The 19,463-nt window shown below is 73.5% G+C and carries 21 protein-coding genes; 11 read left to right on the top strand and 10 right to left on the bottom strand.

The features are described from left to right. Positions 1-55: 55 nt before the first annotated feature. A complete protein-coding gene (locus tag ACFY2K_RS22835; RefSeq protein ID WP_387713550.1) occupies positions 56-1,357 on the bottom strand; it encodes an MFS transporter in 1,302 nt (433 codons plus the stop codon). 154 nt (positions 1,358-1,511) lie between these two features. Here ACFY2K_RS22835 and ACFY2K_RS22830 point away from each other — a divergent pair, with 154 nt between their 5' ends. Next, positions 1,512-2,093 carry a MarR family winged helix-turn-helix transcriptional regulator gene (locus ACFY2K_RS22830; protein WP_375887892.1) on the top strand — a complete coding sequence of 194 codons (582 nt, stop codon included), beginning with the start codon at positions 1,512-1,514 and terminating at the stop codon, positions 2,091-2,093. Between the two features lie 166 nt (positions 2,094-2,259). Here the strand turns inward: ACFY2K_RS22830 and ACFY2K_RS22825 are convergent, their stop codons facing one another. The 3 genes from ACFY2K_RS22825 to ACFY2K_RS22815 all read right to left on the bottom strand — a co-directional run bounded on the left by ACFY2K_RS22825 (position 2,260) and on the right by ACFY2K_RS22815 (position 5,711). Further along, on the bottom strand, positions 2,260-4,077 hold the full coding sequence (locus ACFY2K_RS22825) for a glycosyl hydrolase family 18 protein (RefSeq protein ID WP_387713547.1): 1,818 nt from the start codon (positions 4,075-4,077) through the stop codon (positions 2,260-2,262). A gap of 323 nt (positions 4,078-4,400) precedes the next feature. Further along, positions 4,401-5,015 (bottom strand): FxLYD domain-containing protein, encoded by a 615-nt coding sequence (locus ACFY2K_RS22820; RefSeq protein WP_380525234.1) that lies wholly within the window; start codon positions 5,013-5,015, stop codon positions 4,401-4,403. Positions 5,016-5,150: 135 nt separating this feature from the next. Next, complete coding sequence (locus ACFY2K_RS22815) at positions 5,151-5,711, bottom strand: DoxX family protein (protein ID WP_375887885.1); 561 nt, start codon at positions 5,709-5,711, stop codon at positions 5,151-5,153. A gap of 124 nt (positions 5,712-5,835) precedes the next feature. Between ACFY2K_RS22815 and ACFY2K_RS22810 the strand changes: the two genes are divergently transcribed. After that, positions 5,836-6,468, top strand: a complete 633-nt coding sequence (locus ACFY2K_RS22810) for a MarC family protein (protein WP_375887882.1) — start codon at positions 5,836-5,838, stop codon at positions 6,466-6,468. Between the two features lie 22 nt (positions 6,469-6,490). On the opposite strand, the gene ACFY2K_RS22805 is transcribed toward ACFY2K_RS22810, so the two are convergent. After that, positions 6,491-7,030: an NADPH-dependent FMN reductase gene (locus tag ACFY2K_RS22805; RefSeq protein WP_387713543.1), complete on the bottom strand. Its 540-nt coding sequence runs from the start codon at positions 7,028-7,030 to the stop codon at positions 6,491-6,493. An 87-nt stretch (positions 7,031-7,117) separates the two neighbouring features. Next, positions 7,118-7,552, bottom strand: a complete 435-nt coding sequence (locus ACFY2K_RS22800; protein WP_030288688.1) for an Lrp/AsnC family transcriptional regulator — start codon at positions 7,550-7,552, stop codon at positions 7,118-7,120. A 231-nt stretch (positions 7,553-7,783) separates the two neighbouring features. On the opposite strand from ACFY2K_RS22800, the gene ACFY2K_RS22795 reads away from it, so the two are divergent. From ACFY2K_RS22795 to ACFY2K_RS22775, 5 genes are all read left to right on the top strand, one after another. Continuing rightward, positions 7,784-8,614: a tryptophan 2,3-dioxygenase gene (locus ACFY2K_RS22795; protein ID WP_380525236.1), complete on the top strand. Its 831-nt coding sequence runs from the start codon at positions 7,784-7,786 to the stop codon at positions 8,612-8,614. A 29-nt stretch (positions 8,615-8,643) separates the two neighbouring features. Beyond that, positions 8,644-9,870, top strand: coding sequence for a kynureninase (kynU, locus tag ACFY2K_RS22790; RefSeq protein WP_387713539.1), 1,227 nt, complete (start codon positions 8,644-8,646; stop codon positions 9,868-9,870). Positions 9,871-9,948: 78 nt separating this feature from the next. Then, entirely contained in the window at positions 9,949-10,584 is a 636-nt protein-coding gene (locus tag ACFY2K_RS22785) for a TetR family transcriptional regulator (protein ID WP_380525238.1), read from the top strand. Then, positions 10,581-11,345, top strand: a complete 765-nt coding sequence (locus ACFY2K_RS22780; protein ID WP_380525239.1) for a glucose 1-dehydrogenase — start codon at positions 10,581-10,583, stop codon at positions 11,343-11,345. Before ACFY2K_RS22785 ends, ACFY2K_RS22780 begins: the two co-directional genes overlap by 4 nt. Before the next feature lie 129 nt (positions 11,346-11,474). Continuing rightward, on the top strand, positions 11,475-11,978 hold the full coding sequence (locus ACFY2K_RS22775; RefSeq protein ID WP_387713536.1) for a hypothetical protein: 504 nt from the start codon (positions 11,475-11,477) through the stop codon (positions 11,976-11,978). Here ACFY2K_RS22775 and ACFY2K_RS22770 read toward each other — a convergent pair. Then, on the bottom strand, positions 11,963-12,922 hold the full coding sequence (locus tag ACFY2K_RS22770) for a hypothetical protein (RefSeq protein ID WP_387713533.1): 960 nt from the start codon (positions 12,920-12,922) through the stop codon (positions 11,963-11,965). The genes ACFY2K_RS22775 and ACFY2K_RS22770 overlap by 16 nt on opposite strands. A 76-nt stretch (positions 12,923-12,998) precedes the next feature. Here ACFY2K_RS22770 and ACFY2K_RS22765 point away from each other — a divergent pair, with 76 nt between their 5' ends. Next, a complete protein-coding gene (locus ACFY2K_RS22765; protein ID WP_387713530.1) occupies positions 12,999-13,628 on the top strand; it encodes a TetR family transcriptional regulator in 630 nt (209 codons plus the stop codon). 97 nt (positions 13,629-13,725) lie between these two features. On the opposite strand, the gene ACFY2K_RS22760 is transcribed toward ACFY2K_RS22765, so the two are convergent. Continuing rightward, complete coding sequence (locus ACFY2K_RS22760) at positions 13,726-15,216, bottom strand: choice-of-anchor A family protein (protein ID WP_387713528.1); 1,491 nt, start codon at positions 15,214-15,216, stop codon at positions 13,726-13,728. A 302-nt stretch (positions 15,217-15,518) separates the two neighbouring features. Between ACFY2K_RS22760 and ACFY2K_RS22755 the strand changes: the two genes are divergently transcribed. The 3 genes from ACFY2K_RS22755 (at position 15,519) to ACFY2K_RS22745 (ending at position 17,809) form a co-directional block, all read left to right on the top strand. Then, positions 15,519-16,226 (top strand): 4'-phosphopantetheinyl transferase family protein, encoded by a 708-nt coding sequence (locus tag ACFY2K_RS22755; protein WP_380525244.1) that lies wholly within the window; start codon positions 15,519-15,521, stop codon positions 16,224-16,226. A gap of 131 nt (positions 16,227-16,357) precedes the next feature. Further along, entirely contained in the window at positions 16,358-16,840 is a 483-nt protein-coding gene (locus ACFY2K_RS22750) for a DUF2269 family protein (protein ID WP_375887856.1), read from the top strand. A gap of 141 nt (positions 16,841-16,981) precedes the next feature. Further along, positions 16,982-17,809, top strand: a complete 828-nt coding sequence (locus ACFY2K_RS22745; protein WP_375887854.1) for a helix-turn-helix domain-containing protein — start codon at positions 16,982-16,984, stop codon at positions 17,807-17,809. Positions 17,810-17,843: 34 nt separating this feature from the next. Here ACFY2K_RS22745 and ACFY2K_RS22740 read toward each other — a convergent pair whose 3' ends face one another. Both ACFY2K_RS22740 and ACFY2K_RS22735 read right to left on the bottom strand, forming a co-directional pair. Further along, positions 17,844-18,272 (bottom strand): hypothetical protein, encoded by a 429-nt coding sequence (locus tag ACFY2K_RS22740; RefSeq protein WP_380643415.1) that lies wholly within the window; start codon positions 18,270-18,272, stop codon positions 17,844-17,846. Positions 18,273-18,428: 156 nt separating this feature from the next. Beyond that, positions 18,429-19,421, bottom strand: coding sequence for an Lrp/AsnC family transcriptional regulator (locus ACFY2K_RS22735; protein ID WP_380525246.1), 993 nt, complete (start codon positions 19,419-19,421; stop codon positions 18,429-18,431). Positions 19,422-19,463: the final 42 nt, after the last annotated feature.

Here is a 19,463-nt window from a genome sequence, read left to right as displayed (position 1 = left end):
ACGAGCGGCTGTACACATGGCCGCACAAGCGGCCGATTCGCTCGGCCGCCCGCCGTCACGCGGCGGTCTGCAGCTCCCGCCCCCGGACCGGGGCCGGGGTGCGGACCACGGCCGGGGCCGCGTTGTCCTGCTCGGCCGTGAGGTACGGACGCAGGCGCAGCGCCAGCACGACGATCAGCAGCGTCGAGCCCGCCATGGCCGCGAGGTAGAGCGGCCAGGTGCCGGAGCCGACCAGCAGCACGCCGACGGCCGGGCCGACCGCGATGGCAATCTGCTTCACCAGGGCGTACCCGGCGTTGTAGGTGCCGAGCAGCCGGGCCGGGGCGAGGTCGGCGACCATCGGGCCCATGGTGGGCGCGAGCAGCGACTCGCCGACGCCGAACAGGGCGTAGATCGAGACGATGGCGACCGTGGCGGCCATGGTCTCGGTCCGGATCAGGCCGGCGACCAGGGCCATCCCCCAGGCGCCGAGCCAGGCCACACCGGCCGCGGCCATCGCGGTGGTGCGGCGGCGGCGCGCCGTGATCCGCACCATGAACATCTGCAGCACCACGATGGTGACCGCGTTGGCGCCGATCGCGAGGCCCAGGGTGGACGGCGCGGTGCCGACGGTGTCGGTGGCGAAGGCCGCGACACCGGACTCGAACTGGCCGTAGCAGGTGAAGAAGATCAGCCCGGCGAGGATGCTGAGCCGCACCATCGCCTTGTCGGCGAGCAGGGCGCGCAGGCCGGTCGGGCCGGTCGCCGCGTCCTGGACGGCGCTCAGCTGGGCCTTCGGCATCCGGGCGGTGCCGGTGACCAGGGCCAGGCCGAGGAAGGTGACCGCCTCGATGGTGAACAGCCGGGTGAGGCTGGCCGGGTCGGCGACGTTCACGATCTGCCCGCCGACCAGCGCGCCGATGCCCATGCCCAGGTTGACCAGGGTGAACTGCAGCGCGAAGGCGTGCGAGCGGGTCGCGGCCGTCGAGCAGCGGACGATCATCGTGGCGAGGGCCGGCTGGCAGGTGGTGACACCCGCGCCGAACAGGAACGAGGAGACCAGCAGGGCCGGCGTGCCGGTGGCTTGGCCGAAGGCGAACGCGCCGGTGGCGGCCAGGGCCGCACCCGCCAGCAGCACCGGACGGGGACCGTACCGGTCGATGCCGCGCCCGGTGAACGGGAGGACGGCGAGCGCCGCCAGCGCGAAGACGGTGAACACCATCCCGGCCGCCAGCGAACCCAGCCCGCGCACCTGGTCCACGTACACGAACATGTACGGCATCGTGAACCCGCTGCCGAACGCGCTGAGCGCGTTGCCGATCTGGACGCGGCGCAGCGGGCCGCCCGCCCCACGTCGCTGCTGCCTCTGCTGCTTCACCGTGCCGATCACCGTGCACATCCCTTCCTGTTTCCACTGGAACTCTTAAGCCCAGAAGATTTCAGACCTAAACTCTGCCGAGATAAAGTCTTAGCACCGGAAGACTGCGGAGTCAAAGGCTTAAGGAGTGCACGCCCGTGCGACACTGGTCCGCATGACTACGGACAAGCCGTCGCCGGCTGCCGACAAGCCCCCGCGGACCACTCCCCTGGAGTTCGGCATCGCCGAGCAAGTGGCCCTCTACCAGCGGGAGTTCCCCACAGTCGACCCCCAGGTCGAGACGATCGTGCAGACCCTCAACCGGGTCTCCCGGCGGATGGGCGTCGCGTACGACCGGCAGCTGACTGTGCTCGGGATCACCTCCGCCGAGTGGGAGGTGCTCAAGGCGCTGGTGGTGAGCGGGAGCCCCTACCGGCTGGGCCCGGGCGAGCTGGCGAAGCGGCTGGGGCTCACCCCGGCCGCGATGACCCACCGGATCGACCGGATGGTGGCCGAGGACCTGGTCACCCGGGAGCGGGACGAGTCCAACCGGGTGCGGGTGATCATCGAGCTGACCGAGAACGGCCGCGACAAGTGGCTGGAGTCGATGCGGATGGCCGCGGTGTTCGAGGAGGAGCTGCTGCAGGACGTCGTGGGCGAGGAGCGCACCGCGCTGTCCGGCCTGCTGGCCCGGATGCTGCGGCGGATCGAGGAGAGCCAGCCGGACGCGCTCGGGCGCACGGCCGACCTGGCCTGAGCCGCGGTCGCGGGCCCGGAACGACGGAGTCCGGCCCGCCGGGGGTGCTCCCCCGGCGGGCCGGACTCCGTTCTCGTTCAGGTGCCGCGGGGTCCGTGGACCCCGGACGGTCAGCGGGTCGGCAGGTCAGCAGGTCAGCCGCTCCGCGGATCAGCGGGTCAGCGGGTCAGCAGGGACCGTTGTCGGTCCAGACGCCCCACTGGCCGCTCTGGGTCGGGTCGTCGCCCTTGGTCCACCACTTGTTGGTGTAGTAGTGGCCCTTCCAGGAGACCTTGGTGCCGCCGGCCGCGTAGGTGGCGTTCGGGTCCCAGCTCGGGGCGGCCGAGCAGGTGGCCGGCGTGGTCGGGGTGCCGGTCGGAGTCCCGGTGGGCGTGCCGGTCGGGGTACCGGTGGGGGTCCCGGTCGGCGTGCCGGTCGGGGTCTGGGTCGGCGTCGGGGTGCCGGTCGGCGGGGCCGGGCAGCCGGCCGCGGAGCCGTTGGTGGCGTTCACCATCGTGTCGAACAGGCTGGTGTTGGTCCCCAGGTCGTACAGCGAGAAGGCGAAGGAGCCGCCGAGGCCGTTGCAGTGCGCGTAGTCCAGCTTGGCCTGGATGGACTTGGCGTTCTCACCGCTCCAGAAGGTGGTGCCGTCGTAGAAGTAGGCGGCCTTGGCGTCGTCGTCCCAGAAGGTCTTGGACGGGTTGTCGACGAAGCCGGCCAGCTCCTTGTACATCTGGATGCCCGGGACGTTGCCGGACATCGCGGCGCCGGTGGCCGGGGCGGTGGCGGGCTGGAAGAGGCCGTTCTTGCCGTTGTTCTGGACGCCGGTCCAGCCGCGGTAGTAGAACGGCACACCCATGTTGATCTTGTTGGCCGGGAAGCCGCCGGGGATGCCGTACTGGGCGTCGCCGACCGTCCACGCCTTGATGGCGTTGTCGATCGAGTACTTGCCGTTGCCCGGCCTGGCCGGGGTCGACGGGTCGTTCGGGCCGGAGTACAGCGGGGCCTGGTGGTTGGTCGGACCCTGGGGGTCCCAGCCGCCGTGCATGTCGTAGGTCATGACGTCGAGGAAGGTCAGGTACTGACCGATCTTGTCGGTCTCGACGTTCATGATCTTGTCCTGGCCGGCGCCGACCGCCGCCGAGAGGGCGTAGGTCTTGTTGTCGGCCTTGCCCTGGGCGTCCAGCTGGTTGCGGAACTCCTGCAGCAGCAGGGTGAAGTTCTGCTTGTCGGCCGGGCTGGAGATGTTGCCGGTGTGGCCGCCGCCGCCCGGGTACTCCCAGTCGATGTCGATGCCGTCGAAGACGCCCTTGCCCGTGCCCGGACCGCCGTAGCCGGCGTCGGACGGGAGGTTGCCCTTGATGAACATGTCGAGGCAGGACGAGACCAGGTGCTTGCGCGAGGCGTCCGTGGCGGCCGCCGACGAGAAGTACTTGGAGTAGGTCCAACCGCCGATCGACAGCAGGATCTTGAGGTTGGGGTTCTTCGCCTTGAGCTTCTTGAGCTGGTTGAAGTTGCCCGCGATCGGCTGGTTCCAGACGTCGCCGACGCCGTCCACCGAGATGTCCGCGCCGAAGCTCTTCTGGTAGTCGGCGAAGGCGTCGGCCGCGCCGTCACCGGCGTTGGGGTTGTTGTCGTTGGTGTCGGCGGCCTTGGTCGCCTCGAAACAGCCCAGGTCGGACGGGGAGATGTTGGCGAAGTCGTAGATCAGGTAGTCCAGCTTCCCGGCCACGCCGGTGTCCTGGATCGTCTTCGGGTAGTACGCGTTGGCGTACACCGACCACTGGTCGTAGTAGGCGACCTTGATGCCGCCGCTGGTGGCGGTCGCGCCGGTGGAGTTGGTGGTCGCGGCGTTGGCCGCGCCGCCGCCGGACAGCGCGAGGCCGGCGCCGAGCAGCAGCGAGGCGGTGGTGCCGGCCGCGATGGCGGCCAGGCTCTTCGGGCGGCGCCGGCGGGGCCCGTCCGGAGCCGGGGTCCCGGCCCTTTCAATGCGTGAGCGCAGCATGGGTGCGTGACTCCTGGGTGTGGGGGTTCCGTCGCCCGGTGGGGTGGCGCGTCCGGGGTGGGGCCGGACGACCGGGACATGACAGATCAGGGGTGGGAATCGAGCGGACAGGCCATGACGGACACCGGGATGTGCCGAACCGGCGCCCCCGACACGAGGCCGGTGACGCCGGTTCAGGGGCTCCCTGCACCTGGGGAATAAAAATGGACTAGACCAACTCCCCCGTCAAGGGGTCCTGTTGGCCTTGAGACCCGCTTAAGGTTCCGCACCCGCCCCGGAACGGCGGCGCCCGGAGCCGGAACGGGCTCCCCGCGGCCCGGTGCTCAGAACCGGACGGCGTTCGCCACCTCGGCCTCCACCGTGCCGCTGAGCTCCCGGTTGGCCTGCGCGGTGGCCTGGGCGCTCTGGCCCGCCGCCACGTCCTGGACGGTCACTGCGGTGGCGTCCAGCAGCTTGCCGCTCCCGTCGGTGAAGTTCACCTGGACCACGTACCGGTACGACTCCTGGCCGTGGTTGGTGACGGTCAGCTGCGCCTGCGGCCTGCCGTCCGGACCGGTCGACACCGCGCCGACCGAGACGTCCCCCTTGGCGTCCAGCCCGCCCTTGATCCCGGCGACCGCCGAGGAGGCCGCCGAGACCGCCGCGGAGGCCTCCGCCTGCGCCGAGCCGAGCAGCCCGCCCACGCCGCCGGCCGCCGAGGCCAGCGCCGACGCGGCGGAGGCGGCGGCGCTGGCCGCCTTCTGCACCTCGCCGGCCGCCGCGGAGGCCTCACCGCGCGCACTCTTGCCGGAGGAGCAGCCGGCCAGCACCGCCGAACCCAGCACGGCGGCCGCCAACACCCCTGCGGCCAGCCGGTGCTGACGGTTCGTCGGTACGGCCGGGCGCGGTGCGGTGCGGCGCGGCCCGGAGGCGGCCCGGGTGAGCGGCTGGCGGTCCATGCGGGTCCTCGTTCCTTCCGGCGCCGGGCTGCCCGGCACACCTCCCGCCCACCCTCCGAGCCGCCCGCCGCGCCCGCCAGCAGGGGTGGTGCCTCCGGGTGAGGCCTCCTGCGGCCTTCCGGACGGGGCCCGGCCTCAGGACAGCCCGGAGCCCTCCTGCTCGTCGGCCTCCACCGCCGCCCGCTCCTCGCGCAGCCGCACCAGGTGCCGACGGCGCGCCACCACCCCGTACGCGCCCGCCGCGCTCGCCACGAAGGCCAGCGCGCCGACCCACGGCCGGTCGAAGACGTGCCCGGTCAGGTGGTCCAGCGAGTACCGCCCGGGGCCGGCCAGGCCCATCGCCAGGGCGGTCCCGCCCAGGAACGCCGGGTACTCGTAGCCGCCGGACATCGCGAAGAAGCCCGCCGGGGCGTGCACCGCCACGGCCCCGGCCATCGTCCCGGCCACCACCGCACCGGCCGCCGGGGTGGCCAGCCCGGCCACCAGCAGCGCGCCGCCGCCCGCCTCGCCGACGCCCGCCGCGATGGCGCTCTCCCGGGCCGGGTGGAAGCCCATGTGGTCCATCGCCTGGGTGGTGCCCTCCAGGCCGCCACCGCCGAACCAGCCGAACAGCTTCTGGGTCCCGTGCGCGATCAGCACCCCGCCGACCGCGCTGCGCAGGGCCAGCAGGCCCAGGTCCCTACGGTTCAGGCACATGTCGCATCCTCGTTTCCGCCGGGGGAGTGGTCGTCCGTACCTCCATGGCACCCGAGAGCGCCCGCCGGCTCGACCCGGGGCCGCCATCCGGGCGAATCCGGCCCCGACAAGGAATGCTGGGCCCATGTTCGTCTTCAACCTGGGCAGCGCCTTCATCACCTTCTTCGCCGTGGTCGGCCCGCCGAAGACCCTGCTGACCTTCGCCAGGCTGGCCGGGGACCGCAGCACCCGGGAGCTCCGGCGGCTGGCCGCCTGGAGCACGGCCGTCTCGGCGCTGATCGGCCTGGTCCTCGGCTTCGGCGCGGACGAGGTGACCACGCTCTTCCACATCAGCGACCAGTCGCTGCAGCTCGCCGGCGGGGCGATCTTCTTCGTCTACGCCGTCGCGCTGGTCTTCGGCCTCCACCTCGGCGCGGACGGCGACGACGACGAGCACCTGGGCAACCCGCTCGTGGACGGCATCCGCGAACTGCTGCTGCCGTACATCGCCAGCCCGCTCGCGATCACCGCCGTCCTGGTCGCCTCGCTCAACCAGGACAACTGGGGCTGGAAGGCCGCCGTCGCCGGGGCGTACGTGGCCGTCGCGGTGCTCAACTACCTCTGCGTGGCCGTGCTCGCGCCGCTGATGCGGCGCACCCACAGCACCTCGCTGGAGGTGGCGTCCCGGCTGCTCGGGCTGCTGCTCGCGGCGGTCGGCGTCGAGCTCTTCCTGGAGGGCCTGGCCGGGCTCGGGGTGCCGCTGCCCGCCGGGCACTGAGCCGCAGCCCCCGGGCGGGCGCTCAGCCGGCCGCCAGGAGGGTCAGCACCTCGCCGATCCGCCCGCGCACCAGCGGGTCGGCGACCAGCCCGTCCGGGCCGACCGCGCCGCGCTCCAGCGGGATCCGCACGCAGGCCTGCGCCAGCACGGCCGCGCCGGTGTAGCCCAGGACGGTGCCCAGGGTCGCCTCGGCGCCCTGGCCGCGGCCGGGCCCGGCGCAGTTGATCCAGGCCGCGGGCTTGTCCGAGATCTCGATCCCGCCGACCGTCCAGTCCAGCAGGTTCTTGAACGAGCCGGGCAGCGTCCCGGCGTACTCGGGGGTGCAGACGATCAGCGCGTCGGCCGCCTCGATCGCCGCCCGCAGCGCGGCCACCGGCTCCGGCAGGGGGTCGGTGTCGTGGTCCGGGTTGAAGTGCGGCAGCCCGGCCAGGTCGGCGTAGTACGTGGTCCGGACGCCGGGCAGGTCGTCGGCCACCGCGGCGGCGGTGCGCAGCACGGCCTCGTTGGCGGAACCGGCCCGCAGGCTCCCGGGCAGCAGCAGGATGTGGCGCTCGTTCGGCATGCCGAGGAACCTACTCCCTGACGTCCGCGTCAAGGCCAACCGGCGTCAGGGCCGGCCGGCGCCGGGGGGCAGGCGGGCTCGCGCCGGTCAGCTCGGCAGCAGCGGCCGCCAGGGCACCGGGCTGGAGAGGATCATCGAGCTGGCCGGCGGCCCGTACCCGCCGAGCCGGTCGCAGAGCGCCTCGAACTCGGCCATCGTGGCAACCGCGACCAGCAGCACGCAGCAGGCCCCGCCGGTGACCCGGTGCAGTTGCAGCACCTCCGGCCAGGTCGCCACCTCGGGGTCGCGCAGCACGCAGCGCGGGCCGTAGCACTGCACCTGGACCAGCGCGGTGATCGGCAGCCCGGCCCGGGTGGGGTCCACATGGGCGTGGTAGCCGCTGATCACGCCGTCCGCCTCCAGGCGGCGGACCCGTTCGGCCACCGCGGGTGCGGACAGGCTCACCCGGCGGGAGAGTTCGTTGTACGAGAGTCTGGCGTCGGCCTGGAGTTCGGCCAGCAGGCGGCGGTCGACGGCGTCCATGGGGGCTCCCGGAGCGATGGTGATCAGCAGGTGTGATCAGCGGTTTTTCATTCGTAAAGCAGATCGACCGAACGCCTCGCGAACGACAACCCGAAGCCCTGTTGCGGTGCTCGTCGGCCATTCAAGCGGGGGACCGCGGCGCCGCACAATGGGCACCCCGGTGGAACCAGGACGTCCGTCCGCTCCACCGGACCCGGGCGACGCGGCCCGGACGGAGCAGGAGGGATCGGGATGGGGCACGACACGGTGGAGACACCCAGCCTGTCGTTCGGTGGGGACGGCCGGCCGGGTCGGGGCACCCCGTACGCGCAGTACGTGCGGCTGGAGGAGCTGCACAGCCTCCAGCACCCGCGCAGCAAGGAGCCGGCCGAGCTGTCCTTCATCGTCACCACCCAGGTGATGGAGCTGCTCTTCGACCTGCTGCGGCACGAGTGGACGATCGCCCGGCAGGCGCTGCGCGAGGACGACCCGACCGCCGCGCGGGCCGCGCTGCGCCGCGGCACCCACGTCCAGGACGTGCTGGTGGAGTCCTGGGACCTGCTGGCCACCATGACGCCGCAGGAGTTCAACTCCTTCCGCGCCCTGTTCGGCGAGGCCTCCGGCTTCCAGTCCTCGGCCTTCCTGCACCTGGAGTTCCTGCTCGGCAACAAGAACGCCGCGCTGCTGAACATGTACGAGGGGATGCCGCAGACCCGGGCCGAGCTGGCCGAGGCACTGCGCTCCCCCGGCCTGTACGACGAGGTGCTCGGCCTGCTGGCCCGCCGCGGCCTGGCGGTGCCCGCGGCCGTCCCGGAGCAGCGCTACCGGCCCTCCGAGGAGGTCGCCGCGGCCTGGCGCCGGGTCTACACCGAGCCGGAGTACGCCGACCTCCAGCCGCTCGCCGAGACGCTGCTGGACGTCGCCGAGCGGGTCACCCGCTGGCGCCAGCGGCACCTCAGCTCGGTCAAGCGGACCATGGGCGCCAAGCCCGGCTCGGGCGGTTCCAGCGGACTGACCTGGCTGCGCAAGGCGGCCGAGCAGGACGTGTTCCCGGAGCTGTGGACGATCCGGGACGAGCTGTGACCGAGCCGGTGGCGAAGGAGAGAACGGGCATGACCACGCGCGAGGACTGCGCGGCGCTGGACGCCGTCGACCCGCTGGCGGCGTTCCGCGAGGAGTTCGCCCTGCCGGACGGGGTGATCTACCTGGACGGCAACTCGCTGGGCGCGCTGCCGGTGCGCACGCCCGAGCGGGTGGCCCGGGTGGTCGAGCGCGAGTGGGGCCGGGAGCTGATCCGCAGCTGGAACGACGCCGGCTGGTTCGAGCAGCCGTACCGGCTGGGACGGCGGATCGCGCCGCTGATCGGGGCCGATCCGGCGGAGGTGGTCGTCTGCGACACCACCTCGGTGAACCTGTTCAAGGTGCTCGCGGCCGCGCTCCAACTGCGCCCGGGGCGGCGCACGGTGCTCGGCGACGTCGAGGCCTTCCCGACCGACCTGTACATCGCCGAGGGCGTGACCGGCCTGGTCGAGGGCGGGAGCAGCGTGCTGATCCGCCCCGAGGAGCTGGACCGGCACCTGGACGGCGACGTCGCCGCGGTGGTGCTCTCGCACGTGGACTACCGCACCGGCGAACTGCTGGACATGCCCGGGATCACCGCCCGGGTGCAGGCCGCGGGCGCCCTGATGATCTGGGACGTCTGCCACTCCGTCGGCGCGCTGCCGGTCGAACTCGGCGCCGCCGGCGCCGACTTCGCGGTCGGCTGCACCTACAAGTACCTGAACTCCGGCCCCGGCTCGCCGGCCTTCCTGTACGTCGCCGAGCGGCACCTGGCGGCCGGTCCGCGGCAGCCGCTGAGCGGCTGGTTCGGGCACGCCCGCCCGTTCGCCTTCGAGCCCGGGTACGACCCCAGGCCGGGCATCGGGCGCTTCCTGACCAGCTCGCCCTCGCTGCTCGGCCAGGCCTCGCTGGAGGTCTCCCTGGACATCTGGGAGCGGGCCGACCTGGCCGCCGTACGGGTCAAGAGCCTGGCGCTGACCGACCTGTTCGTCTCGCTGGTGGAGGGCCTGGACGGGATCGAGGTGGTGACCCCGCGCGAGCACGCCCGGCGGGGCAGCCAGGTCGCGCTGCGGCACCCGGACGGGTACCCGGTGGTCCAGGCGCTGATCGCGCACGGGGTGATCGGGGACTTCCGCGCACCGGACCTGATGCGCTTCGGCTTCACGCCGCTGTACCTCTCGTACACCGAGGTGTGGGACGCGGCCCGGCAGCTGGCCGAGGTGCTGGAGAGCGGTGAGTGGCGGGAGGAACGGTTCTCCCGTCGGGGCGAGGTGACCTGACCGGGGCAAGGGGCCGGCGGAAGGGGCCGGCGCGGGGGTCCTTTGCTGTTAATAATGCGCAGTATTAACCTGGTGCGCATGGCAAGGACATCGGCGGGCCACGAGACCCGCGACAGGCTGCTGCGGGCGGCGGAGGAACTCTTCGCCACCCGGGGCGTGGAAGGTGCCCTGACCAGGGACATCACCCGGCTGGCCGGACAGGGCAACCCGTCCGCCGTGCAGTACCACTTCGGCTCCCGCGAGGGCCTGCTCGACGCGATCATGGCCGGCCGCCAGGACCGCACCGAGCGGGCCCTCGCGCCGCGTCTGCCCGCACTCGCGGACGCGGACCTGTCCGGACTGCTCGACGCGCTGGTCGCGGCCGAGGCCACCGAACTGCGCACCGAACAGGGCCGGTACTGCCTGCGGATCTCCGCCCAGGTCAGCCACAGCAGCGGGGTCCGCACCCGGACCCCGCACCCCACCCTCGCGGGCGGCGGCTACTGGCGGCTGATCGAGCTGGTCGAGGAGCGGATCGCCGCGCTGCCGGAGCCGATCCGGCTGGAACGGATCGACCTGGTCCTCACCCTGGTGGGCGCGGCCCTGGCCGACCGGGCGCAGCAGTACCTCACCGGGTCCACCCCCCTCACGGACGAGGAGACCTTCCTCGCCGACCTGGTGACGGTGTCCGCCGCCATGCTCTCCGCCCCCACCCCCCGAAGGAGCACGTCATGAACGACCTCACCGGCAGGACCGTCCTGATCACCGGCGGCGCCCGCGGCCTCGGCGCCGAGGCCGCCCGGCTCGCCGTCGCGGCCGGCGCCAACGTGGTGATCACCGACGTGCTGGCGGAGGACGGCGCGGCCACCGCCGCCGAACTCGGCGAGCGAGCCCGGTTCGTCCGGCACGACGTGACCTCCGAGGCGGACTGGCAGCGCGTGGTGGACTTCGCGGTGGCGGAGTTCGGCGCCCTGCACGGCCTGGTCAACAACGCCGGGATCTCCACCGGTTCACTGCTCGCGGACGAGAGCGTCGAGCACTTCCGCAAGGTCCTGGACATCAACCTGACCGGCGTGTTCATCGGGATGAAGACCGTCGTCCCGGCGATGCGCGCGGCCGGCGGCGGCTCGATCGTCAACATCTCCTCGGCGGCCGGCCTGATGGGCCTGGCGCTCACCGCCGGCTACGGCGCCTCCAAGTGGGGCGTGCGCGGCCTCAGCAAGATCGGCGCGGTGGAGCTCGGCACCGAGCGGATCCGGGTCAACTCGGTGCACCCGGGCATGACCTACACCCCGATGACCGCCTCGGTCGGCATCCGGCGCGGCGAGGGCAACTACCCCAACACCCCGATGGGCCGGGTCGGCGAGGCGCCCGAGATCGCCACCGCCGTGGTCTACCTGCTCTCCGACGACTCCTCCTACGTCACCGGCGCCGAGCTGGCCGTGGACGGCGGCTGGACCACCGGGCCGACCGTCAGGTACGTCATGGGCCAGTAGCCCGCAGCGGGACCGGGAGCACGGCGCGCCCGGCGACGTGACGCAGCTCATGTCCGAGCGGGAGTTCGACCGCCATCGCACCAGGGAAACCTCGTCCTTGACGATCCGTCACACCCTGGGGAGGTTGGCGTGAACATCGAACTCGGCCCGCTCAAGCCGGATCCCTCCATGCTGGTCCTCGGCCTGGCCCAGCTCTTCCTGCTCATGTTCGCCCTCGGTGTCGTCCTGCTCCCCCGCATCGAACGGGTGCGGGCCCAGCGGTGGGACGCGACCGAGGGGCGCGCCGAACGGGCGGAGGCCGTCCGCGCCGAGGCCGAGGCGGTCCGGGACGCGGCGCTGCACGAGATCACCGAGGCCCGGCACGAGGCGGCCCGGATCCGCCCGGAGTACACCGAGCGCGGCACGGCGGCGATCGCGGCGGCCCGCGCCGAAGGCGTCCGCGACCGTGAACTGCTCCTCGCCACGGGCCGCGCCCGGATCGCCGCCGACCGGACGCAGGCCGCCGGTGTACTGCGGCAGGACGTCGGCGACCTGGCCGTCGTGCTGGCCGGCCGGGTGGTCGGCGAACCGGTGCACACCGTCGCCGCCCAACGCCGCACGGTGGAGCGGTTCTTCGCTCAGCCGATCGACTGACCGATCGTCAACTCGGCCACCAGCTGGCAGTACACGCCGAAGGCCGGCTTGCGCGTCCAGTCGTCGCGAAGCAGTCCGAAGTGGTGGAACGGACCCGGACCGGCGCTGTCGGCGTCCCGGAGGGAGAAGAACGAGTAGCTCCGGACGGCGAGTTCACCCGCCAGCCCGGCCACCGCCCGGACCACCTGCTCCACCACCTCGGCCTGCCGGGCCTCACTCCGCCCCGGACCGGTGGGCCAGCCGTTCTCGCAGATCCGCAACGGGACGGCCGGCCCGATCCCGGCCCGGGGCAGCGCGTCGTTCCGGAAGCCGGTGAGCACCGCCCGCACCGCGTCCGCGAGCCGCCCCTCCGGGACGGGGCGGAAGACGTCCGGGAAGAAGTCCAGGCCGACGTAGTCCAGGGCGCGGTGGAAGCGCTCGTCGGCGAGCCGGCCCAGCTCCGGCCAGAAGGTGTCGGCGGGGTCGAAGCTCGGCACCGCGTTGAAGCCGACCGCCAGGTGGTCGTAACCGCAGGCCAGCGCCTCCTCCTTGGCCGCGACGACACCCTCGACCAGCGCCCGGCGGACGTTCGGGACGCTGCCGTCGAGGACGGGCAGGTCCAGGTTGGGCTCCTCGCAGATCTGCAGGAGCGCGAGGCGGGGGCCTTCGGCCCGGACGGTCCGCCGGACGAAGTCCAGCCAGCCCGCCAACTCCCCGCTGCGCTCGCGGAACTGGAGCACGAGGTCGAGCTTCCGCCCCTCGGCGGCGTACCGCTCGGGCCGCTCCGGCGTGTGCGCGCCGTCCGGGTACAGGCGGTAGGCGCGCACGAGCAACTCGGCCGCCTCCCCCTGGAGTTCGCGCAGGGCGGCGGTGATCTCCGCGGGATCGTCGGGGCGGACGGGAGGGATCAGCCCTGCCTCGTCGCCGAGCAGTCCACCGGGGTAGATGCCGAAGGTGAAGGTCATGGCGACACCGTAGCCGATATTTTTGGTGTCACTGCAAGTTTTAAGTGACACCATGATTCGGCGCTACGATGCGGCCATGGGACTTCGCGAACTCAAGAAGCAGCAGACCCGGGAACTCCTCTCCGACACCGCCATGGGCCTGTTCGCCGAGCACGGCTTCGACCGGGTCACCGTCGTCGAGGTGGCCCGGGCCGCCGGGGTCTCGCCCAACACGGTGTTCAACTACTTCCCGACCAAGGAGGACCTGTTCTTCGACCGGCAGGACGAGGTCGTCGGCCACCTCGCCGACATCGTCCGCCGCCGGCCCGCCGGCAGCTCCGCCGTCGACGCCGTCCGGGCCGACCTGCTGGCGGGCCTCGCCGACGGGGAGCCGACGATCGGGCTCGACCCCCGGATGGCCGCGTTCTGGCGGATCGTCGCGGACAGCCCGGCCCTGCGGGCCCGGCTGCTGGAACTCGGCGAACGCTCCGAGGCCGCCCTGGCCGCCGCCCTGGCCGAGGAGTCGGACGCCGGACCGGCGGACCCGCTCCCCCGGGTGGTGGCCGGCGCCCTCGCCGGGGCCCACCGGGCGGCACTCGGCGAGGTGCGGCGGGCGATGGTCGCCGAGGAGCCGGCCGAGGAGGTGCGGGAACGGGTCGCGGCGGCGGCGGACCGGGCCTTCGGCCTGCTCGCCTCCGGACTCGCCGGATACCCGTCGGGGGGCTGAGCCGGAGCACTGGGTCGGGGCACCGAGTCGGGGCGCTGACGCGACTCGGGCCGCCCGGCCACGAGGGCGGGCGGCCCGAGGGGCACTGGCCGGGGCGTCAGCTGTGACGGCCCCGGCGACGGCGGGCGGCCAGCACGGCGAGGCCACCCAGGCCGAGCAGGCCGACACCGGCCAGGCCGAAGACCACCGGCGCGTTACCCGCACCGGTCGAGGGCAACTCGCCGTGGCCACCGGGGTGGTGACCGCTCGGGTGGTGGCTGGTCGGGGCCGGGCCCGCGCTCGACGTGGACGAGCTCGCCGATGCCGAGGTGGTGCTCGCGCTCGGGGAGGTCGGGGTCGGACGCGGCGAGGTCGGGCTCGGGGACGTCGGGCTCGGCGAGGTGGGGCTCGGCGAGGTGGGGCTCGGCGAGGTGGGGCTGGGCGAGGTGGGGCTGGGCGACGTCGGCGACGGGGAGGTGGGGGACGGCGAGGTCGGGGAGGGCGAGGTCGGGGACGGCGAGGTCGGTGTCGGGCTCGGCGTCACCCGGCAGTCCGGCAGGTCCCCGTCGAACGGGTAGCTGTGGATCTCGTAGCCGCCCGTACCGGTGTGGATCAGGTTGCCCGCGAGGTAGACCCGGCCGTTGATGCCCGGCTGGGCGAGGGTCGTGGTGCTGCCCGGGTTGCCGGCCATGACCGCGCCCTGGAACTGGGCGCTGCCGTTGATCTGCGCCGAGGTCGCGGTCGGGAAGTTGTACAGCAGCTTGGAGCGCAGGTCGGTGGTCTGGTCGCCGGCCAGGCCGGTGCCCGTGTAGGTGTTGATGACCGGGCTGTCCCCGAGCATGTTCACCACGACGGTGGCCCCGGCCGGGATGTTGGTGAAGACCAGGCCGATCTGGCCGCCGCTCGGGGAGGCCAGGTTCTGGGTGACGTTGAAGACCTGCTTCATACTGACGCCGTCACCGGTGAAGGTGGCCTGGCTGGAGGAGACGTCGACGGTGCCGGTCGCGGTGGCCCGCCCGACGCAGTCGGAGACCTCCTCGATCCGGGTCAGCACGTCCTGGTAGGGCGCGGCGGCGTTCGGGTCCTGGATCGACCGGCCGGTGGGGTCGATGCTGACGGTGCCGGTGACGCCGCCCGCGTGGCGCAGGTTGCCGAAGGCCGGGCCGTGGGAATCGCTGCCGCCGATCAGGATCGAGTTGCCGGTCCTGACGTCGACGTTGCCGCCGGTGGTGACGAAGTCACTGCCGTTGGGCGGCACGACGCGCGAGCCGACGCCCACCACGCCCATGTTGTAGACGCCGCCGCCGTTCTTGTCGACGGTCAGGTTCCCCAGCGTGACGATCTTGCCCTCGGCCTCGGCCGCACGGCCGTTGACGGTGTAGTCGCCGCCGGTGAAGACGTTGATCGTGGCGTCCCGCCCGGTGAAGTCGCCGTTGTTCGGCGGCGGCCAGGTGGCGGGGCAGTCGGGACCGGAGCAGGCGCCCAGCGGCGGGGCGAGCGGGGCGGCCGAACCGACCGTCAGCACGGCGGCCAGCGGCACGGCGGCGACGGCGGTCGCCACGGCGATCCGGACGGCCCGGCGACGGCCGGTGGCGGGTGTTCTTCTCACGGCGGTCGCTCGGTGATCCGGCGAACCGGTGGCCTGACCCATCGACAATTCCTCCGCGCAGAGAAAAGGGCAGGTCCGGACGACCTGCCAGATTCATTCATATCTCCTGATGATCCCACAGATCAGAGACATTCAATCCTAAAACGGACTATTCACACCCTGCGGACCCTCAGATCGGATCCGAGCACCCTGCGGACGACCCCTCGCTCCGCCCGACCCGCCCGCCGCCGGGACCGCGGTCCCGCCCGCTCCCCCAGGGTCCGGCTCCCCGCCCGGCGGCTGGGCGGACTAGGTTGGAGGTCATGACCACCGAGGCCCAGGAGCAGGACGCGCCGCTCGTCGCCGTCGCGTCCGCCGACGCCGTACTGCGGCACCCCGAGGCGGGCGAACACCTGCTCACCGAGATCGAGCGGGCCCGCGCCGCACGCTTCCGGCAGGAGTCCGGGCGGACCGACTTCGTCGCCGGGCACGTGCTGGTCCGGCTCTGCGCCGCCCGCCTGCTCGGCGTCCCGGTCGCCGGGCTGGTGCTCGCCCAGGAGTGCCCGGACTGCGGCCTCGCCGACCACGGCAAGCCCTACCTGCCCGACCACCCCGGGGTGGAGGTCAGCCTGTCGCACACCCGGGGCGTGGTCGCGGCCGGCGCGGGCCGGCGCCCGGTCGGCGTGGACGTCGAGCTGGCCGGCCGGGGCGGCTCGCTGCGCGCCGTGGCCCGCCGGGTGCTCGCCCCCGCCGAGCTGGCCCTGGTCGAGGCGGCCCCGGAGCCGGACCGGGCGTTCCTGCGGCAGTGGGTGCGCAAGGAGTCGCTGATCAAGATCGGGCGGGTCACCCTGGACACCCTCGGGCAGGTCGACCTCTCCGCCCTGCCGCTGGACGTCCCGCCCGGCGCCCCGCTGCACAGCCGCTTCGAGGACCTCCACCTGCTCGACTGGACCGACCCCGGGCAGGGCGCCGCCGTCGCGGCCGTCAGCACCGCCCCGCCGCGGATCGTGGAGCTGGTCCCGGCGGGCTGAGCGGGGCACCGGGCCGGGCACCCGAGCGCGGGGCCGGTGGATAAGCGGTGTTAGCGTGCCTGGTCGTGGGCACGCCGAGCGCGCACGCCCGCCGTCCCCCCGCTGCCCACCGGATCAAAGGGTGCCCCGCCATGGCCAAGTTCCTGCTGAGCCTGCACGTCCTCGCGTCGGTCCTGTTCATAGGCCCGGTCGCGGTGGCCGTCAGCATGTTCCCGCGCCGGGCGAAGGCCGCCCTGGCCGGCGGCCCGGACCAGGCCTCGGACGCGGGCGTGCTGCGCGTCCTGCACCGGATCACCCAGGTCTACGCGCTGCTCGGCGTCGCGGTGCCGCTGCTGGGCATCGGCGTGGCCCAGGTGATGGACGTGCTCGGCCAGTCCTGGCTGATCGCCTCCATGGTGCTCACCGCGGTCGCCGCGCTCTCCCTGCTGCTCTTCGTGCTGCCCGGCCAGCAGGCCGCCGTGGACGCGCTCGGCCTCGACCCGGCGGACGAGCAGCGCACCAAGGCCGTCAGCGGCCTGCGGCTGCTGCCGATGACCGCCGGGGTGTTCAACCTGCTGTGGGCGGTGGTCGTGGTGCTGATGGTGATCCGCCCCGGCTCGACCACCGGCGCCTGAACCTCCGGCACCCGACCTCACGGCACCCGACCTCACGGCACCCGACCTCACGACACCCGACCTCACGACACCCGACCTCACGACACCCGCACCCACGGCCCCCTCCCGCGGACGGGGTCGGTTCGAGTACCGTCCTTGCCCATGACGATCATGGCGGGCATGGGCGGCCCGACAGGGACCGGCGTCGGACCGCTGCTGCGCGGCTGGCGGGAGCGGCGGCAGCTCAGCCAACTCCAGCTGGCCCTGCGGGCGAACTCCTCGGCCCGACACCTCAGCTTCGTCGAGAACGGCCGCGCCCGGCCGAGCCGGGAGCTGCTGCTGCGCCTGGCCGAACAGCTGGACGTCCCGGTGCGCGAGCGTAACTCCCTGCTGCTGGCGGCGGGTTACGCCCCGCACTACCCCGAGACACCGCTGGACGCCCCGTCCATGGACGCGCTGCGCGGCGGCGTCGAACGGCTGCTCGCCGCCCACGACCCGTACCCGGCCGTGGTCGTCGACGGCACCTTCCGGGTGCTGGCGGCCAACCGCTCGCTCACCCTGCTGCTGGACGGCGTCGCCCCCGAGCTGCTCCGGCCGCCGTTCAACGCCGTCCGGGTCGCCCTGCACCCGGACGGGCTGGCACGGCACATCGTCAACTTCCGGCAGTGGCGGCGGCACCTGCTCTCCCGGCTGGAGGAGCGGCTGGAGCCAGGGATCCACGCGGAACCGCTGCGGCAGCTGTACCAGGAAGTGCTCGGCTACCCCGAACCGGAGGAGGAGCCGACCCCGGAAGCCGCCGAGGAGCGGAACCCCTTCGCGCTGCCGCTGCGGGTCCGGCACGACGGCCGGGTGCTCTCCTTCCTGTCGACCGTCACCACCTTCAACACACCACTGGACGTGACCGTCTCCGAACTCGCCCTGGAGACCTTCCTGCCCGCCGACCGGGAGACCGTGCAGCACCTGCAGTCCGTGGTCGGCCCGGACCGGTAGCCCTGCGCCGGAGCGGGTGCCCGGTGGGTCGGCCCTACCGCCGGGCACCGCTCCGGCGCAGGGCCGCGAGCTGGAGCACCACGAACAGCGCCACGGCGGCGGCCTGCACCGGGACCCAGACCGTGCCGGACGCGGTCGGCGCGAACCGGACGGCGAGCGCGACCAGGCTGAGCAGCACCCACCCGGCGTTGATCCCCGCCACCGCCAGCACCGCGGGCCGCGGCGGGCGGCGGGCGGCCAGCGCGCCGAGCACCAGGCCGTGGCAGGTCAGGAGCAGCCCGAGGACCAGCAGGGTGGGACGACCGACCCCGAGCAGGCCGCCGAGCGGACCGGCGAAGGCCAGATAGGCCAGACCGTTGCCCGCGGTGACCACCGCGTCCAGGGCGAGGACCCCGCGGACCGTCCACGGCGAGAACACCGCAGCAGGCCGGGCGGGGGTGACGGGGTGTGCGTTCGCACGCATGCGGATCGTCTCCTGACCGGGGTGGTGTCCCGGTGGCGCCGACCGCCCGCCCGGGTACCTCCACCCTGCCGGGCCGGACGGCGCCCGTCGATTACCCCGCGGGTCACGTACCCGGCCACCGCACGGGCGAGGCGCCCGGCCCGGCCCGCCCGGAGCTCACCGTGCGCGCGACGGCCGGTCCAGCAGCACCCCGGCCCGCTTCACCGCGCGGGCGGTGATCGTGGTCTCCGCGCGGGTGACCCCCAGCGGGCCCAGGGTGTCGGTGAGGAAGCGGTAGAGGCCGCCGTGGTCCGGGCAGAACAGCGTGGCCAGCAGGTTGGTCGGGCCGCTGGTGGCGAAGACGCCGTGCACCTGCGGGTGGCGGGCCAGCTCGGCGCCGACCTCGGCGAGCCGGCCCGGCGGCACGTCCAGCCAGAGGTTGGCGTCCACGGCCATGCCGAGCAGCCGGGGGTCCACGGTGGCGTGGGTGCGCAGCAGGCCGAGCCCGTCCAGCCGGTGCAGTCGGCGCCGTACGGTCGACTCGGGCGCGCCGACCGCCCCGGCCAGCACCGCGTGGGACTGCCGGGCGTCCTGCCCGAGCCGGTCCAGCAGGGCGCGGTCGAGGTCGTCCAGCGGCGGGGGCACGGCGGGGCGCGGGGCGAGCGGCCGGGCGAGCGCGGCGGCCTCCCCGTCGGTCAACCCGCCGGCCCGCCACTGCCCGGCGTCCGCGAAGGCGTGCAGGACGGCGTGGGTGGTGGTCTCGACGACGGCACCGGTCGCGGGCAGCTGCCCGTACAGCAGCCGGTCCCGGCCGTGGGCGTCGCCCAGCATCACGGCGCCGACCTCGTGGCCGCCCAGCATCACGTCGACGAAGGGCACGTCCGAGCGGTCGGCCAGCGCCCGGGCGAGGGCGTCCACCCGGCCGCGCAGCACCCGGACCCGCAGCAGCAGCGCGCCCACGGCGGCGTCCTCGACGTCGGGCAGCCGCACCACCCGGAGCACTCCGGCCTCGCGCATCCGGCCCAGCCGGCGGGTGACCGTCCGGGCGGAGACGCCCAGCACCTCGGCGATCCGGCCGGGCTCGGCCCGTCCGTCCACCTGGAGCGCGCAGACCAGGCGGCGGTCCAGGGTGTCCAGCACGGTGTCCGGATCCGTCGTGTCGAGGTCCATGGTGTCCGATCTCCGTCGCTTCGGGCTGCCCGTACGTCCTGT

This window comes from Kitasatospora sp. NPDC001309, assembly GCF_042896295.1.
GTDB lineage: Bacteria > Actinomycetota > Actinomycetes > Streptomycetales > Streptomycetaceae > Kitasatospora.
The sequence above is the reverse complement of the archived record's forward strand: the minus strand, read 5'-3'. Positions and strand labels throughout refer to the sequence as shown.